This window comes from Nonomuraea soli (genome assembly GCF_013761175.1).
In the GTDB taxonomy this organism is placed as follows: Bacteria; Actinomycetota; Actinomycetes; order Streptosporangiales; family Streptosporangiaceae; genus Nonomuraea; species Nonomuraea soli.
Window position 1 is genome coordinate 26,514 of the sequence record NZ_JACDUR010000013.1, and the last position, 18,002, is coordinate 44,515.

The 18,002-nt window shown below is 68.3% G+C and carries 11 protein-coding genes and 1 pseudogene; 7 read left to right on the top strand and 5 right to left on the bottom strand.

Going from position 1 to position 18,002, the window contains the following annotated elements:
• The 6 genes from HNR30_RS45230 to HNR30_RS45255 all read left to right on the top strand — a co-directional run.
• A partial coding sequence (locus HNR30_RS45230) for a hypothetical protein (protein ID WP_220134745.1) occupies positions 1-2,265 on the top strand: 2,265 nt, incomplete at its 5' end.
• Between the two features lie 337 nt (positions 2,266-2,602).
• Positions 2,603-2,902: a methyltransferase domain-containing protein gene (locus HNR30_RS50740; RefSeq protein ID WP_220134746.1), complete on the top strand. Its 300-nt coding sequence runs from the start codon at positions 2,603-2,605 to the stop codon at positions 2,900-2,902.
• Between the two features lie 781 nt (positions 2,903-3,683).
• Positions 3,684-4,529 (top strand): hypothetical protein, encoded by an 846-nt coding sequence (locus HNR30_RS45240; RefSeq protein WP_181616419.1) that lies wholly within the window; start codon positions 3,684-3,686, stop codon positions 4,527-4,529.
• On the top strand, positions 4,514-8,035 hold the full coding sequence (locus HNR30_RS45245; RefSeq protein WP_181616420.1) for a DEAD/DEAH box helicase: 3,522 nt from the start codon (positions 4,514-4,516) through the stop codon (positions 8,033-8,035). Before HNR30_RS45240 ends, HNR30_RS45245 begins: the two co-directional genes overlap by 16 nt.
• Positions 8,036-8,264: 229 nt before the next feature.
• Positions 8,265-9,197, top strand: coding sequence for a tyrosine-type recombinase/integrase (locus tag HNR30_RS45250; protein WP_181616479.1), 933 nt, complete (start codon positions 8,265-8,267; stop codon positions 9,195-9,197).
• Between the two features lie 221 nt (positions 9,198-9,418).
• Complete coding sequence (locus HNR30_RS45255; protein ID WP_181616421.1) at positions 9,419-10,315, top strand: PIN domain-containing protein; 897 nt, start codon at positions 9,419-9,421, stop codon at positions 10,313-10,315.
• Between the two features lie 512 nt (positions 10,316-10,827).
• On the opposite strand, the gene HNR30_RS45260 is transcribed toward HNR30_RS45255, so the two are convergent.
• The 5 genes and pseudogenes from HNR30_RS45260 to HNR30_RS45280 all read right to left on the bottom strand — a co-directional run bounded on the left by HNR30_RS45260 (position 10,828) and on the right by HNR30_RS45280 (position 16,962).
• The gene (locus HNR30_RS45260) at positions 10,828-11,679 is read right to left on the bottom strand and encodes a hypothetical protein (protein WP_181616422.1); all 852 of its coding nucleotides are present in this window, start codon (positions 11,677-11,679) and stop codon (positions 10,828-10,830) included.
• 40 nt (positions 11,680-11,719) lie between these two features.
• Positions 11,720-13,258, bottom strand: coding sequence for an ATP-binding protein (locus HNR30_RS45265; RefSeq protein ID WP_181616423.1), 1,539 nt, complete (start codon positions 13,256-13,258; stop codon positions 11,720-11,722).
• Positions 13,255-14,043, bottom strand: a complete 789-nt coding sequence (locus HNR30_RS45270) for an AAA family ATPase (RefSeq protein ID WP_246380347.1) — start codon at positions 14,041-14,043, stop codon at positions 13,255-13,257. Before HNR30_RS45270 ends, HNR30_RS45265 begins: the two co-directional genes overlap by 4 nt.
• Before the next feature lie 421 nt (positions 14,044-14,464).
• Positions 14,465-15,787: pseudogene (locus HNR30_RS50555) on the bottom strand (transposase); the annotation flags it as partial.
• Between the two features lie 197 nt (positions 15,788-15,984).
• Positions 15,985-16,962, bottom strand: coding sequence for a hypothetical protein (locus HNR30_RS45280; protein WP_181616424.1), 978 nt, complete (start codon positions 16,960-16,962; stop codon positions 15,985-15,987).
• Positions 16,963-17,226: 264 nt separating this feature from the next.
• On the opposite strand from HNR30_RS45280, the gene HNR30_RS45285 reads away from it, so the two are divergent.
• Positions 17,227-17,823 (top strand): recombinase family protein, encoded by a 597-nt coding sequence (locus HNR30_RS45285; protein WP_312895072.1) that lies wholly within the window; start codon positions 17,227-17,229, stop codon positions 17,821-17,823.
• The last annotated feature ends 179 nt before the right edge of the window (positions 17,824-18,002 follow it).

The window sequence follows — 18,002 nt, forward strand, 5'->3', positions numbered from 1 at the left end:
CAAGTGGCCGGAGCGCGCGAGCAGGCTGCTGCCTTGGCCACCCGCGCTGCCGCCCACGTCCCCCTCGACGACCCGCGCGCGGTGAACGAGCTGCTGGTCAGCTTGCAAGTGGCCGGAGCGCGCGAGCAGGCTGCTGCCTTGGCCACCCGCGCTGCCGCCCACGTCCCCCTCGACGACCCGCGCGCGGTGAACGAGCTGCTGTACAACTTGTGGAAGGCCGGAGCGCATGAGCAGGCTGCTGCCTTGGCCACCCGCGCTGCCGCCCACGCCCCCCTCGACGACCCGTACGCGGTCAGCACACTGCTGTACAGCTTGCAGGAGGCCGGAGCGCGCGAGCAGGTCGCCGCCTTAGCCACCCGTGCCGCCGCCCACGTCCCCCTCGACGACCCACGCGAGGTCAGCACGCTACTGCGCAACTTGCGGAAGGCCGGAGCGCACGAGCAGGTCGCCGCCTTGGCCACCCGTACCGCCGCCCACGCCCCCCTCAATAGCCCACGCGAGGTCAGCACACTGCTGTACAACTTGCAGGAAGCCGGAGCGCACGAGCAGGCTGCCGCCTTGGCCACCCGCGCCGCCGCCCACGCCCTTCTCGACGACCCGCCCGCAGTGGGCCAGCTGCTGGGCAGCTTGCGGAAGGCCGGAGCGCATGAGCAGTTCGCCGCCTTGGCCACCCGCGCCGCCCACGTCCCCCTCGCCATGCTGGTCGTGGTGAACAGAATGCTGACCACCCTGCGGAGAACCGGAGCGCATGAGCAGGCTGCTGCCTTGGCCACCCGCGCTGCCGCCCACGTCCCCCTCGACGACCCGGTCGCGGTGAACGAGCTGCTGTACAACTTGTGGAAGGCCGGAGCGCATGAGCAGGCTGCTGCCTTGGCCACCCGCGCTGCCGCCCACGTCCCCCTCGACGACCCGCCCGCAGTGGGCGAGCTGCTGGTCAGCTTGTGGGAGGCCGGAGCGCGCGAGCAGGCTGCTGCTTTGGCCACCCGAGCTGCCGCCCACGTCCCCCTCGACGACCCACGCGAGGTCAGTACACTGCTGCGCAGCTTGCGGAAGGCCGGAGCGCGCGAGCAGGCTGCTGCCTTGGCCACCCGCGCTGCCGCCCACGTCCCCCTCGACGACCCGGTCGCGGTGAACGAGCTGCTGTACAACTTGTGGAAGGCCGGAGCGCATGAGCAGGTCGCCGCCTTGGCCACCCGCGCTGCCGCCCACGTCCCCCTCGACGACCCGGTCGCGGTGAGCTGGCTGCTGGGCAGCTTGCAGGTGGCCGGAGCGCGCGAGCAGGCTGCTGCCTTGGCCACCCGCGCTGCCGCCCACGTCCCCCTCGACGACCCGGTCGGGGTGAACGAGCTGCTAGTCAGCTTGTGGGAGGCCGGAGCGCGCGAGCAGGCTGCTGCCTTGGCCACCCGCGCTGCCGCCCACGTCCCCCTCGACGACCCACGCGAGGTCAGCACACTGCTGCGCAACTTGCGGAAGGCCCAAGCGCGCGAGCAGTTCGCCGCCTTGGCCACCCGCGCCGCCCACGTCCCCCTCGCCATGCTGGTCGTGGTGAACAGAATGCTGACCACCCTGCGGAGAACCGGAGCGCATGAGCAGGCTGCTGCCTTAGCCACCCGCGCTGCCGCCCACGCCCCCCTCGACGACCCGTACGCGGTCAGCACACTGCTGTACAACTTGCAGGAGGCCGGAGCGCGCGAGCAGGTCGCCGCCTTAGCCACCCGTGCCGCCGCCCACGTCCCCCTCGACGACCCACGCGAGGTCAGCACGCTACTGCGCAACTTGCGGAAGGCCGGAGCGCACGAGCAGGTCGCCGCCTTGGCCACCCGCGCCGCCGCCCACGCCCCCCTCAATAGCCCACGCGAGGTCAGCACACTGCTGTACAACTTGCAGGAAGCCGGAGCGCACGAGCAGGCTGCCGCCTTGGCCACCCGCGCCGCCGCCCACGCCCTTCTCGACGACCCGCCCGCAGTGGGCCAGCTGCTGGGCAGCTTGCGGAAGGCCGGAGCGCATGAGCAGTTCGCCGCCTTGGCCACCCGCGCCGCCGCCCACGTCCCCCTCGACGACCCGCCCGCAGTGGGCCAGCTGCTGGGCAGCTTGCGGAAGGCCGAAGCGCTCAAACAGTTCGCTGTGCTAGCTGACCGGCTCCCAAAGAGTGGGCGATTCGAACTGTTCATCAAAGTCATCAACCAGCCGGAAGAATTCGCTTTCGGACGTGATCCCGAACGAGGAAGTCCGGTCGGTATCTGGACGTGGGAAGACCTGGAGTAATCGCTAGACAGAGCTGCGGCGGCCGGACGCGTTCGCACACGCGTGGCGTGATCGGCTGGCCGCGACCCTGGCGAACGACAGCGTGCAAACCCCGGGGTGGGGGGAGATCGTCGTCGCCGACCTTGATGGCCCTCCGCTCCCGAACATGTCCCCAGCCGCCAGGTAGCGGAATGAGAGATCACGATTTCGGTTCGTGATCGTTTCGGATCGTGAATTAGCTGGCTTGGTTATCTCTTGGCGTGATCAACCGCGCGCGGGCGATGCGGGTCGGCCGACCTGGAGCAGCCCAAAAGCCTTTGCCGCCGATCCCCACCCTCCGTCATGATCAAGTATGGCGATGACGCAAGAACTGCTCGCTTACTACGAGCAGGACAGAGAGCACAGCCGCCTTCGCGAAGAGCGCGGCCGGTTGGAGTTCTGGCGGACACAAGATGTCCTGCGCCGGGTGCTTCCGCCGGCGCCAGCTCGGGTGCTGGATGTAGGCGGCGGCACGGGCGTGCATGCCGAGTTGCTGGCTGCTGATGGGTATGACGTTGAGTTGCTAGACCCCCATCCCACTTCACGTGGAGCGGGCGCGCGAGCTAACCGGGATAGCCGCACGGTTGGGCGATGCACGGCAACTGCCTGTGCCGGATGAGAGCGCAGACGTTGCTCTACTCCTGGGCCCGTTCTACCACCTGACCGAGCGGGCCGACCGGGTCGGCGCGCCGCTCGCCGAGGAGTCACCGCGGCTCAGCCCAGCCCCTGACGGCGATGCACCGGGTCGCTGACATCTCCATGTGATCAGCAGACCGTGACGAGCCCTCACTGACACTTCATGTCGCCGCTACTGTCAGCCGCTGTCGTCTCCCACAGATATTAGATCAGCGCCACCTGCTGGATCACTGACGTTAGATCCGCGCAGCCACTGACATTATCGCCGCGCTCAACATGTGCGATCTCTGGCAGATCCGCTGCCGATCAACACCGCGGACGAGGGCACAGCCCGCATCGCGTTCCTGCTGCTGGCCAGCCGATGAGGCCGCGGTCAGTTCACCTCCTCCCATGACCATGGCTCGGCCGGGCATCTGATCGGCAAGCACTTGCTCGGCATGTTGGCCGACGCCGAGCATCTGAGCGCCCCGTCCAGTCCACCCCCGGCGTGAGAGCACTAGCGATAGGTGCCCGGAGTCTCCGGCGATATGGGGGACCGCCGCCTCAGCGCGGGTGAGACGTGGCGGTCTGACATCGTGCTGGCCAGGCACCGTAACCTGGTGCTCTCGCACTCAGCCAGTTGGCCCAGCCCGGTTCAAGAGATCTTAGAGGTGCAGAGCTCTATGGTGGTCCAGCCACCGCATGAGGTGGGCCTACCTGCTGAGGACCACGAGGTCAGAGCAGATGCTGGCGCTCCTGCTTGCTCTACGGCCGTGCAGGTGTCGATGACCGAGCTGCTCGGCATCGTTGCCCGACCCGAGAATGCTGGCTGCTCCTACCTGTTCGGCGGACCCGATGCAGGCCAGGAGGCCCTGGAAACGGTCACGCGCCTGCTCGCAGAAGAGGCCATGCGGCTGCCCTGCGGGGCCTCTCCGGCGCTTGACAAATGGCGGGCCCGCAGAGACGGATGCGCGGCAAGCGAATCGCCTGAGCTGGACCGCCGTGAGATCGAGGTGTTCATCGGCCCCGTCTTCGGGCTACCCACCTCAACCCAGGAAGAGCTCGACAAGATCACCCATCACCTGCAGGGGTTCGTCGCCGAACTTCTGTGGAACCGCATCATCCAGGACCAGGTCCAGACACCCGACGGACGCATCCTGGTCCACACCGAAGAGATCAAGGGCGACCCCACCGGAACCGGTGGCGACGGTTTCGTGGTCTATGCCATCGACGACGGCACGTTAGTCTTCCGCCTCTGGGAGATCAAGAAACACGTCTCGAACTCACCCATCGCTGCGAAGATCAAGGGTGCGGCCGAGCAGCTCTCCGGGCACGGGGCCCGCTATCTGGCGCTCCTCACCGGCCCGGGAACGAAACACGACGGCGCGCTCGGAGAGCTGTACGGGCACCTGGTGACGCTGTGGCTGGAGAACTCCTTCCGGGCGGGGATCGGGGTGTCCATTGCGACGTCGACGGCCTACGCGCCGACCTCGCACCCTGCCTTCGACAATGTCGCGGCGGTGTTCCCGCAGTTCCCCGCTGACGGTCAACGCGAGGCGCTGATGGTCGCGATCACCGACTTCGCACACTTCGCCGAGGAGGTGAGGAAGGAAGTATGGAGAGGGCTCTGAAGCTGGCCCTGCTCGCGGGAGCCTTGGGCGGACAACAGGGGCTGCCCACCCCCGAGGAGCTGCAACGACGCCTGGGTGACGCTGAAGTCCAGCTGTTTCGCCGCCAGACCTCGATCCCCGATGACCTGCTCGAGACGGCCTGGTATCTCCACGGAATTGCCTCCGTCGACCAGGCCCAGCAGCTCTACACGGTCGCCAGACAACGCCAGGCGTTCGCGGTGAGCGCCCACGTGTTCGACATGGCCCTGGCCGACCCGACATGGGGACGGCTCGACCGGCTGATCCTCGGTTTCGCCGCCGCGATCGGCTACCGACGCGGTGACCGTGACCCCAACGCCACCGCGATCATGCGCAGACTCAGAGGCGACATCTCTGCCGATCCACCCGTGCTCGCCCACCTGGACAGCCTGGCCGTGGAAGCGGGGCTCGCCCTGGTCGGCTTCGAGACCAAGACACTGTTCGGCTGGTTCACCAACTGGCGTCGGCAGCTTGACGAGCTCGCCCGCCTGGTCGAACTGCCCACCCTGTCCACGACCGCCTACGGCACGACCCACGCGGTCCTGCTGGGCGGCGAAGACCTGCTGCACTACCTGGCCCGCGGCAACAGCGGCCGACTCACACGCGCTCGAGAGCGCCTCCTGGCCGCCACTATGGGGCAGTGGGGGCCAGGCGAGGTGGCCGCCAGATGGGTGGCCTACCACCTGCTCGCCCTGGCCGAGGAGGCGGCCGCAGGCTCGGTGTGGAGCCCGGACCTGCTACCGCCACACGTGCCCGCAGCGGTCCGGCACGCCTTCACCCTTGGTGCGCCCCCCGTCTTGACGCTCTGGAGTCCCCAGCAGGAACTGCTCTCCTCCACCCCCTCCCCGTTCGACGCTGAAGTCCGGCGCATGGTCTTGTCGGTGCCGACCAGCGGCGGAAAGACCCTCATTTCGCAGTTGCTCGCCCTCACCTACCTGGAGACCGGTGGCAAGAGCGTCTGCTACGTCGCGCCGACCCGCAGCCTGTGCCGGGAAGTACGACGCAGCATGGCCAGCCGGCTACGCGTCCTGCAAAAGGAGGCCGGGACCGACCGCCCGGACTTCCCGACCGTCGACCAGATCCTGGCCCGCGGCGGCGACATCTGGGACGTCTTGATCGCCGGTGTCGGACCGGATGAACCGCCGCCGGATGTGGAGGTCATGACCCCCGAGCGCCTCCACCATCTGCTGCGCCACGATGCCCAGGAAGTCCTGGAGCGCTTCGGCATGTTCATCTTCGACGAGGCACAGCTGATCAAGGAGGCGTCCCGGGGGTTCACCCTGGAGGCCGTCATCGCCTTCCTGCATCATCGCAGCCGCGCCAGCGACCATCGCATCATCTTGCTGTCGGCGGCGATGGGCAACGCGGCCCACATCGCCCGCTGGATCGACCCCGAAGGCCCCGCGAGGGCGTTCGAATCGGACTGGCGAGGGCCTCGGCGGCTCCACGCGGCGTTCACCACCGAGCCGGTGTGGTCGGAGACGACGGTGAAAACCAGCAAGGGCACTCATCCCTACCGCCTGGTCAATCCACTCAGAGGTGTCGTCAGACTCCGCCTGTCGGACGGGGCCACTGTCCGGCTTGAGGTCATAGAACCGGTGGGCACGCTGGTGCGGAAGGCCAGTACCCCCGACCAGATGACCGGGACCACGAAAGACGCTTCCAAGTCCGACCCCAACTACGTCGTCGCCGCCAAGATGATCGACCTACTTGGTCATGCCGGAACCGCCCTGGTGGTTGCCGCAACTCGCCCGACCGCTCAGCGCATCGCCCGCGTCCTGGCCAGTCTCAGGCCGGAGGACCCCGCCTCGGCGCCCCTGGCGGACTTCGTCCGGACTCAACTCGGCGAGACGCACCCGCTGGTCAGCGTGCTCCGTCACGGGGTCGGATTCCACCACGCAGGGCTGCCGATGGAAGTCCTGGAAGCCCTCGAGGACGCACTGCGGGCGGACACCTTGTCCTTCCTGACGTGCACCTCCACCCTGACCGAAGGGATCAACCTGCCAGTCCACACCGTAGTGATCTACGACGAGAACTACGCGGGCATGCCCCCAGATCTCCGTCTCAAAGGGCCGCGCCTGGTCAACGCGGCAGGGCGCGCCGGACGGGCAGGAAAGGAAACAGAAGGCTGGATCGTGCTGGTCAGAGCCGACCGACCCTCCGATGCAGACTTCGCCGACCTTTCTCCGGCCACCGACGACCTCACGATCTCCTCCGTCATGACCGACGACGAAACCTTCGCCGAACTCGCCACCTTGGAGGAACAAGCCCGCGACGATCAGGACGCTGTGCTGAGCACAGCCAGCGTGGCCGCCGCAAACTTCGTCTCCTTCATCTGGTTCTATCTCGCCGACGCCGAATCCCGCGGCATCAGCCCCGCCGAGGCCGACATCGATGCACTCACCACGGCCCTGCTCGCCGACGCACCGCACTCCACCCTCCTGGTTGCCTTGGCCCGCCAGGTCAGGGATCTCTACCAACGCACCGACCCGTCAGCCCGGCGACGCTGGCCGCGCACAGGTACGAGCATCGACTCGGCTCAAAAGATCGACAGACTCGCCCACCGCATCGCCAGACTCCTGCTGCAATCCAGTCCCGAGCAAGCCGAAGCCATGCACCAGGCGAACGCGGCCATGGAGGTCCTGACCGTCTCGAAAGCGCTGGAAGAACTCCTCGCCTTGCCCGAGAACACCAACCCCCGGCAATTTCGAGCCACCTCGGCCAGCACGGACATCCCCGTTCCAGTCCACGACGTCCTCCTGGACTGGCTCCACGGCCTGACCTACGCCGAACTCGCCGACAAGCACTTGGTACTCATTCACGACACGAGCCGCCGGGTTGAGGAGATGGTCGACGCCGTCACCGGCCAGTTCGAGCACTTCCTCGCTTGGACAGTCGGCGCCCTCGTCGAACTCGTCAACGCCCTCCTCACCGAAGCGGGCAGCGATCGTCGGCTCTGCCCCGAGCTCGGCTCCTACATCCGCTACGGCGTCGACGACCGTCGAGCCCTCGCGCTGATGTTGAATGGGCTTCGATCAAGAAGGCTAGCCCGCGAGGTCACACGACAGATGCCAGCGGACGCTGCCGGCGAAGCCTCCGATCCCCGCACGTGGCTCGCCTCAATGAGCCTGACCGAGTGGCGCGAGAGGTTCGCCGCCTCAGCATCAGAGATGCTCGATCTCCTGGACCTTGCACGCATCCGCAGCCGAAGCCTGCTCCGGGTACTGCTGGAGACCTCGCACGCCGAGATCGAGGTTGACCTGGCGTCCCATGTACGGATGGATGACGTCACGAGCCTGGAGATCCTGCCGCTGCCAGATCATCCGGACCCAGCTCCCATTGGGGTGTTCGGTGACGGCGCGCTCATCGCCACCGTGCGATCCGCTGATCACGCGGACATGGCGATGATCCTCGACAGCGGCCTGGAGCTGGCACCCACACTCGACGGTGCCACCCTCCAGATCTCGGTAGTCGTCGAAGTCGGGTGACCCGGGCGAGGAGCGGGTGCCGCTGCACCTGCGAGCGCGAGATTGACGAGGCAGGCGCCTGGCGGCGAACGGGTCCTTGGGACTCCGGGGGGCGCAGGTTGCGGGATAACCTTCGTTATCTGGCAAGATAGCGATCACCGACGGTGTGCGAGCTGGGCGTGAGCCAGAGCGCAGAGACCGTTCGTTTCCCGGTTATCTGGCAACTTCACGGACGGTGGAGGACGACGGCGTGGACGAGGTGATCGCCGAGCAGCTCGGCCGCGACCACCCGCTCGCCGCGTCCCTGGACGACTTCCTCACCGACAAGCGCAACGCCGGCGCCTCCGGCCAGACCATCCGCGCCTACCGCGGCGATCTGCTCCAGTTCATCGCGCACGTCGACGGCGATCTCTCCGAGCTGACCGCCACCCCGATCCGGGCCTTTCTCGCCGACCTCGGCACCCTGTCGCCGGCCACCCGCAAGCGCAAGCGTGCCGCGATCGCCTCCTTCTGCCGCTGGGCGGTACGGCACGACCTGCTGGAGGCGAACCCGATGGACCGCATCGACACCATCAGGGTGCCCAAGACGCTGCCCCGCCCGGCCGCGGCCGCCGACGTCGCCAAGGTGCTGAACGCGATCTGCTCGCGGCGGCCGCGCAAGGACCTGCCGCTGGACCGGCTGCGCGATCGGGTGCTGTTCGAGACCGCCTACGTGTGCGGCGCCCGCGCCGCCGAGGTGTGCGGGCTGTACGTCGAAGATCTCGACCTGCGTCTGGACGACGAACACGTCCGCATCCACGGCAAGGGCGGCAGCGTACGCACCGTCCTGCTCGACGACCGCGGCTACGGCACCCTGCTCAAGCTCTACCTGACCCGCGCCGGCTACACCAACGGACCGCTCTTCCGCGCCAGCATCAACGGCTCCGGTGGCCCGCTATCCTACGACGCCGCCCACCACCGCTGGAACGGCTACCGCCAGGCCGCAGGGGTCGACATCGACATCCATCAGCTGCGCCACGCCCACGCCACCGAACTCATCAACGCCGGCGTCTCCATCGAAGCCGTACGCCGCCGCCTGGGCCACGCCTCCACCGAAACCACCCAGCTCTACACCCTGCTCTCCGATGCGGTCGCTGACGCCGAAGTCCGCGCTGCCCGACGCCGCGAGCAGAGAACGCGCTGACCTGCGGCTTACTCCTTCACGCACGGTGAACACGATCCCGGGAGCACACAACGACCCCACGGAGGCTCCAGCTGAGTAACCGGCGGGTATCGCCAACGACTGTCGGCAGGGTGCTCAACCCCGGGAGTGCTGCATGCCTCCGGCACGGCTGGCGTTTTGAAGGCAACGGGACGCAGCGAAACGAGCGCTTTCCGCGATGAGCCTCGTGGAAGGATTGGCGCATGGTGGTCAAGCTTCCCCCCGGGGGCAACCGAGACAATGCCCTGAAAGAGCTCCAGAGGGTGTACGAGGACGCGATCGAGCTGAATCGTCAGACCAGCGACGTCCGATTCCACTCCCAGCAGCTACTCGCCAGCTACCTCCACTGGGTAGATAACGCCGTCTTCCGGCTTCGCCACCACATCAGTGCCGCGGATCTGGACGATCTTGTTTTGTCCAGGCGTTACTGGGTGTTGCAGTCCATGGAGCCGACCACCCTTCCTCCCGACCGATTGAAGGATCTTGTTGTCACGGAACTGGAAGCGCGAGAGACAGCCGTAGGACTTGCCGCCCAGCGACTGGCTGAGCAAATCGAACGGTGGCGGCGCCCTGGAGTGTTCGTGATGTTCGACACGACCGTGTTCATCCATCACGAGAAGAAGGTTGAGGACCTCGACCTCGGGGGCCTTCTCGGCTCCAGGCATGAACCGGTCCACCTTCTGCTGCCCATGGTCGTGATCGATGAACTGGACAAGCTGAAAGAGTCCAAGGACAGGCACATCCGCTGGAGAGCGCGGCACAGCCTGGCCGTCCTGGACAAGCTTTTGATCCAGCCGGCTGAAGCGGCGATTCTGCGGTCCGCGGACTTCACTCCGCTGGACAATGGGGGGATTCCGAGGGGAGAGGTGACAGTCGAGGTCGTCCTCGATCCTCCAGGCCATGCTCGACTGCCGATCGAGGACGACGAGATCGTGGACCGAGCCGTAACCGCCCAAGTGCTGGCAGGACGGCCGGTGACGCTGATCACCTTCGACACAGGTCAGTCGATGAGGGCTCGTGCTGCGGGAATCCGTTGCCTGAAGATCGAACAGCTTCCGGAAGATCCCTCGCCGACTCCGGGGAAGAGGGATAAAGGCTGACCTTGCCAATTTCCTGCGGCCGCCCCTCGTCACGTGGGAGAAGATCGTTTCTCGGGGCACAACGAGCGTCGGAGCGGAAAACTCGTGAGTGAAGTGGAGCCACCTCTTTTCTAATTTCACTGCTCGACCTCCGCCCACGGACTCGGTCTGGGCCTGAGCGGAGCACCTCGTCTACCGGACGAGTTCAATCACATCAGGGGATTGCCCTGCCAGACCATGCACCTGCTCAACGGCGACCAGGCAGCGTTTATCAAGGCCTACCAGCCGAGGTTGGCTTCGACGGTTGGTCACGTCTCTGAGCAATTCGGTGCCGAGTGCCAAGGCGACCACTGTCACTAACTTGTCGCTAAGTCGCTGTCATTAACTTGTCGCGCAACAGAGACGCGGGGAGGGCTGCAGGGAGAGTGCGCGCTGGAGCGCCAAGCCAGATGGCCGTTGTTGAGCGCGGCGAGAATGTCAGTGGCTGCGCGGATCTAATGTCAGTGATCCGGCGCGATGGCGCGGATCTAATGTCAGTGGCTGCCGGTGTCGTCTGCGTCGCTGGGCCAGAGGCCGTCGTCGGCTTCGGTGTGGTGAGGTTCCTGGAGTTGTGGCCGTCGCCACCACGGTGGTTCGGCGGCTGGGTCGGCGAGGTCGGCTAGGTGGTCGCCGCGGGTCAGGCGCAGGCTGTATTGGACGTCGGCGGAGGCCTCCGCTTTGGTCGGGACGCCCTTGTCGCGGATGAGCCCGCGTAGGCGTAGCTCGCGTTCGAGGTCGAGGTGCTGTTCGCGGAAGGCGACGTACTCCGGGGTGCGGCCGCACCAGATGACCGACAGCAGCAGGGTGGCCTCGGGTTCGGTGAGTGGCTGGTGGTAGTCGGCGGCGCTGTGGATGGCTTGCTGCTGGGCGCGGCTGAGCAGGTCCAGGCGTGGGCGCAGGGTGTAGGTCTCGGGTGGGATGCGTTCGATCGGGTACGGCCCGGCGAGCTCGGGGTGTGCGTGGGCGTGGTCGAGGGCTGAGTAGACACGCTGCAGATCCCACTGCAACGCGGTGGCGACGTCGTCGATGAGGAGCGGGACCGCGGTGTGCGCGAGCGCGCTGAGCAGTGCCTGGGCGTCGTCGGTGAGATCGCCGCTCTGCTGGCGGGGCATGTGCGGTTCGAGGTCGCGCGGCTTGTCCAGGACGGAGTCGAGTTCGCGGATGAGGTCGGCTGGGTGCATGTCGAGGCGGCGGGCCAGTTCGATGAGGGTTTTGACGGGGAGGTCGGCGAGGTTTTCGAGCTGCATGGTGTGCAGCAGGTGGGGGTGGATGCCGAGCAGGTCGCCCAGTTCCCAGATGGTGAGCGCGCCGGTGTGCAGGCGGGTCTGGAACAGGTGGTGGTCCACGTGCGGCGCTCCTTCGCGCCCGGTCCGCGCGGTGCCGGGGTCAGTAGTCCTCGGGGCCTTGGTAGCTGCTGGGGTGTTCGACGTGCGGCAGGCCGGTGGGGTCGAGCAGGTGCGCGGTCAGGCAGCGTTCGGTGAGCCAGCCCTGGGTGCGGTGAACCAGGCCGCGGTCGGCGCCGAACTTGCAGTCACCGGTGTGCAGCCAGGGCGGTGTGGCCAGCTGGAGCGTCTGGCAGGTGCGGCGGATGCCTTCGGTCAGGGCGGCGGCCGGGGAGCGGTGCGGCTGGCTCGGGTGCACGAAGAACGGGTCGTCCGCGTTCGCGCCTTGCAGACGGCGGTGGGCCAGGTGCGCGGCCAGCAGCCAGCCGGCCGCGGCGGGGAGATGGAGGGTGGTGCCGAGGGACAGTTCACGGCGGGCGTCGGCCAGGAACCGGGCTCTGACGACGGGCCAGGGGTGGCGGTGCTTGGGGTTGGTCGGCAGCATGTCGTGGTCGTCGATGTGGTCGGGGGTGGTGATGGTGGCGGCGTCGGGGTCGATGTCGGCGCAGCGCAGCGCTTCGAAGTAGGTGGGGCCGTGGTTGAGGTGGAGCGACAGGGCGGTCGCGGCGGCCAGCTCGGTGCGGCACATCGTCGACAGCCGGTGGGCGATCGGCCCTGTGAGGGTGCCGGGCAGTCGGCGGGCGGGTTCGGGCCCGAGGGCGGCGGGGTCCCAGCGCAGCAGCACGCCCTGGAGGAACAGGGCGGCCTGGAGTGCGCGTAGCCGGATGAGGGCGTGGTTGGCGTCGTCGGCGGGGCCGAGGATGTGGTCGCGCGCAAGGGCGGCGAGGTGGGCGGTGAACGCCGGGCCGGAGACAATCAGGGTTCGGTGGGTGAGCATCCAGGACTCGGCGCGGGCGGCGACGGCGTAGAACTCGCCGGCCACGCGGGTGAAGGCGTGGCCGGGCAGGTGGCGGCGGCAGGCGGCCAGGAACGTGGTGAAGTCCGCCGAGGGCAGGGCCGGCCACGGTGAAGCCTGCGGCGTGGGGGCGATGCTGCGGCCCACGAGGGGACGAGCGGCGGAACGGTCGGTGGCGCGGTCGGCTGGGAGGTCTTCGGCGGGGTCGAAGCAGTAGGACAGGTACGGCAGCTCCCGCACCTCGACCACGCGCTGGGTAAGGGCGGCAAGGGCGTGCTCGAGTTCGGCCGGGGGATGCCCGGTCCACAGCAGCCACAAGCTCGCGCCGGTCCGTTCGGCCAGGCGCACGAGGTCGGCGAGCCGGTCGGGGTGGAGCAGGTGGGCGCGGTCGACGATGAGGTCGCTGATGCGGGCGCCGATCAGCCAGGCCGCGCCGTACTGCCAGGCCTGGTTCTGCGCGCGTTCGTTGCGGGCGGCGTGGGGGTGCTTGCCCAGCGCGGTGAGCACGTCGAGGGCGAGGGTCGCGGTGTCGGAGGCGCCGGGTGTGGGCCGGACGACGACGCGGCCGTGGTCGAGGGTGAGGACCTTGGCGATAGCGCGCGGGAGCGGAGCGTGGTCGGCCACGTTGCGGACGAGCACGACCCGCGGCGGGGTGAACGGAGGGCGTTCGATCGGGTCGTGGTTCAAGGGGTGGCCGCGAGGGTCAGCCAAGCAGACCGCCGCCGAGCAGGGTGCACGCGTTGGCGATCACTTCGCCGTCGATCTGCTCGCGGCCGGCCTCGGCGCAGATCATGGCGGCGGTGTGGGTGAAGGCGGCCCAGCCGCGCAGGGGTGCCGTGGCCGTAGGCGTCGTCGATCTCCCACAGCAGCTTGTCGGCGGCGCTGGTGTAGATGGGGTGGTAGCCGCGCATGAGGGCGGGCACCTGGTCGCGTTTGATCGCCTGGAAGGGCAGGCGGCGGAAGATGCGTGAGCGCAGCATCGGCTCGCGGGAGAGGACCTCCCAGCAGCCGTCGCCGCCGACGTACAGCAGGGCGAAGCGGGTGTCGGGGTGGTCGTGCAGGTGGCGCAGGAGTTCGATGCAGTCGCCGGTCAGGCGCTGGGCCTCGTCGACGACCACCAGGCGCGGCGCGGCGGTGAGCAGATCGGTGAGGGCGGCGGTGAGGTAGAAGCGGCTACGACTGGATGGTGCTTTGGAGCCGGTCAGCGCGCGCAGCAGCTCGTCGGCGACCAGGCGCATCGTCGGGCGGCTGGGGAAGGCCAGGTTGACGGTGGCGATGCCGGTGCCGGTCGCGCCGTCGCGTAAGGCCTCGAGCGCGGCTTCGACCGCGTACGTCTTGCCGGTCCCGGCCGGGCCGTGCACGACGCCGGTGGCGTGGAAGTCGACCAGGTCGCTGATGATGCGGCCGACCAGCTGGAAGTGGTTGGTCGGCAGGGTGGCGGCGCCGTGCAGTCCTGCGAAGTGCCGGGGCATCAGTCTTCTTCCGGTTGCCGGGCCTCGCCGGGGCGGGGGCGCGACGCCACCCTGGGCCGCCCCGGTGGGGCGGGCGGCCGCGGTGGGGTCGGTCAGGCCCAGCAGGCTGGTGCTGGCCCGCCGTCGTAGCTGGGCGTCGCGGTTGCGGGCCGAGGCCTGGGCGGCTGCGGCAGGTGGCAGGTGGCAGGATCCGGGCTTCGGCGGGCGGGCCGCCTGCGCTGGTCTCGGTGAGGGGCACGAGTTCGGCGCGGGCCCGGGCGGTGGCCCGACGCCGCTCTTGGCCGAGGCGGCGTGCTTCGGCACGGGTGTGCGCGCGGAAGGCTTCGGCCTGCTCGGGGGTCAGGCGTTCGGCCGGATGCGCGGTGCACAGATGACGGCCGTCCAGGTAGACCTCGACGAAGCGGTCGTCGTGCGGCATGTGGCGGATCTCCACGCGCTGACCGCCGCGGCCTTGGAGCTCGGGGGCGATGTAGGCCAGGTTGTTGAAGTGGATACCGTCCTTGGCGATGACGCGCGTGGTGGCGGCCAGCAGCAGATGGCGCAGCTTGTCGGCCTCGACGCGGTGCAGCGGACCGGTGTCGGACTCCCACGCCTGCAGCGGGGTGCGCCCGTCCAGCATCCGGTGCGGGCGCGTGGTGTTGTACCAGCGCGCCCAGTCGGCGAACGTGCTGGCGAGGCGTTCGATGCGCATCGGCTGGGCCAGGCCCGGGTCGCTGTCGTCGTGGGCGGCGGCGCGGGCGGCGTAGCGGTCGTCGATCGGCCCGTACAGCTTGCCCGCGGCGTCGCGCGGGCCGCCGGTGAAGCCGGGCAGGCCGCGCAGCAGGGTCTCGTCGATGGTGCGGTGGATGCGCTCCACCTTCCCCTTGCGGTAGGCCTTGCGGTAGGCCTTGCGGGAGGGCAGGCGGTGCCGGTCGACGCAGAGCGCGGCCAGGACGTCGTAGACGGCGCCGGCGGCGAACTCCAGGCCGCGGTCGATGCGCACCAGCGCCGGGACGGCGCCGAACGGGCCGCGCTCGACGTCGTAGACCAGCGCCATGTGGAAGGCGGTCAGCACGGTACCGGTGTGCGGGGTGACGGCGATGGCCCAGCCGAGCAGGGCGCGGGTGCCGTCGTCGACCACGGTGGTCAGCCACGGCTTGAGCGCCGGGCCGCGGGGCGGCAGCACCACGATGGGCAGCTGCTTGTGATCGGCTTCCCAGGTGTGGTTGCGCGGCGAGCGGGGCCGGGTCAGGTACACCGACGCCTGACGGCGGCCATCTTCTCCGGTGCGCCAGGCGGCGCGCTCAGCCGGGGTGAGCTGCCGGGCGAAGGCCTCCTGCAAGGTACGGAGCGCGAGCGGCCGGGCTCCGGCCCAGCCTTGGCGCAGGAAGTCGGGCACGACCACGCCTCCAGCCGTCTCGGCGACGCCGACGGCGTGCTCGGCGGGCGGGGGCAAGGGTGCGGTGACCGCGCTGCGGGCGCGATGCACGGCGGCGATGTTGCCGCGGAAGTAGGCGAAGGCCTCGCGGTCGGCGACCGAAAGCTCGTACGGCGCGCGGCCCGGACGCCGCGGCGCGTCCTGGGCGGGCTGGTCGAGCCAGCGCCAGATGGTGCGCTCGGTGACGGCCAGTCCGCTTGCGGCCAGCCGGACGTGCTCAGTGGACAGATGGCCGGCTGCGCGCAGGGCCGTCAGCCGCGCGAGCGTGGCCGCGCGACGTTCACGATCGACAGCCATCGCGGTCCTCCCGGCCACGGCGTCTGGCATCCTCAACAGATCCGTTGAGCGCAGGCGCTCATCTCACAGGGAAGAAAAGGGGTTCATTCGGACCGTAGCAAGCGTCGCAGCACTCGTCTTGGAAACCGCGGCTCTGTCTACCAGTAGCAACCCGCTGGCGGGACAGGCACTCCGGGCGCTGACCAGGAGATCACGGCTATGGGTTATCAGGCCCACTTGGTCGTGCTTCAGCCCTGATCCAGCTGAGAGTCCTTCCACGCGTCGTACATCGCGTCTCCGTCGTCGTCGGCTTGGTCTTCGACGACGACGTCGAGCCCGGCTGCCGTGAACTCATCGGGGCCGGTCAGCCGAAGGCCGCACACGCCACACTCCAGGGCCTTGGCGTGCAGCAGCCTGATTTCTCCGACGGTGACAGCGTCATATCCACCGAGGCCGTCGGGCTCGACATCGAAATCGACCTCGACGTCGTACAGCACGCTCGCCTTCGCATCGGCGCAAGCTGGGCAGGTCTCGTAGAGAAGATCTTCGTCGCGTTCCTGGTCAGGATCAGGCGTGAGTGCCAGGTGGATGGTCGTGCGGCGCAGGGCTTGCCAGGGGCCACGGAGTTCTTCGGGAATGTCTCGATAGATCGTTTCAAGGCGAAGACGAGCCGTGGCGATCCGGCCGCTGATGTCCCGCTCAACCTCGGACAGATGATCAGAGATCAGCGCTTCGACGACCTCGATGCGGTTTCCCCATCGTTCCTGCGACGGCACCTGGAGTTCCTCGAAGAGGCGGTTGCCCATTCGGAGCCAGGCGGCCAGCGTTTCCTTGCGCTTGCTGTCATCGAGCAGGCCTGCGTGGACGACTCCGTCTCTTACATCGATCAGCCGTTCAAGATGATCTTTCGGCGCCGGTAGCGGCTTCAAGATCTCTTCCACGCGTGCGAGCGCCACGCGCCCACTTACCGTCCTGATCTTGTCCGCCGTCTTAGTGGCCTTGGCGCCGTTGCCGGTCAGGTGGAGCAGGGAGTGGAACTGATCCTGCTTGAGCTCCAGAAGCAGGGCGGGATGCAACGAGCAGAGATATGCCTTGCACAGATGCTCCAGGCTGGTGGCAGCGTGCAGGAAGACGCCTCGGGTGTCGTCTTGGAGATGGGCTTCCAGCGCGCGGCCGGCGAAGTCTCGGGCCGAGTCGAGCAGCCCATCCCGCGTGATCGTTTCCACGGAGAGAAACTATGCGGTCATGACAAGCTACGCACGCCTATTTCACCCCCGGCAGATGGACGGTTCACTCGTCGAGGCCGCGCCCTCCCGTTGAGGCGCCAGGCGGAGAACATAGGCACAGCGCAGGAGATCTTCAACAAACCCTCGTTTGTTGAAGAGATCGCTGCGTGAACCGTTGACCAGGACGGACAGGCTTCAACAACTCGCTTCAACAACCTGGTGGCTTCAAGAACCCTCGACACCGTTTGTTGAGAGAATCCAGGTGTGACGACTGCCTCGTTGAGCGTGCCCGGCTGCTTCCTTCCCGACGCCGACCTGCTGGCCGCCTTCCCCGCCGTCCGCAGCGAAATCCTCATCGGCTACGCCCGGGTCTCCACCCGCGGCCAGAGCCTGGACCGGCAGATCGACGCCCTGACCGCCGCGGGCTGCCGCAAGATCTTCGCCGACAAGAAGTCCGGCAAGAACGCCCAGCGGCCGGAGCTGAAGGCTTGCCACGCCTTCCTCTCGCCCGGCGACACCCTGGTGGTGCCGGAACTGGCCCGCTACGGACGCTCCCTGGCCGACCTCATCACCATGGTCGGAGACCTGCGCCGCCGTGATATCGGCTTCACCAGCCTGCACGAGAAACTTGACACCACCACCCCCGGCGGCCGCCTGGTCTTCCACGTCTTCGCCGCGCTGGCCGAGTTCATCCGCGAGCTCATCGTGGCCGGCACCCACGAAGGCCTGGCCGCCGCGCGCGCTCGCGGCCGCACCGGCGGCCGCCCCACCGTCGTCAACGCCGAGCTGCTCAAGGCCGCCCGTGACCTGCTGCCCGATCCTGGCCGGTCGGTGACCTCGATTGCCAGCTGCTTGGGGTGAGTGTGGGCACCCTTTACAACCACATCCCCGACCTGCAGCAGCTGCGCGTCGGGGAGTCCAGCGACCTGCCTGCGGTGACGATCCCATAACCGCCTGGCAGAGCAGATTCAGGCGCGGGCGCAGGACGTTGGTGTCGGGTGGGATGCGCTAGATCGCATGCGGCCCGGCGCTCGGGGTGG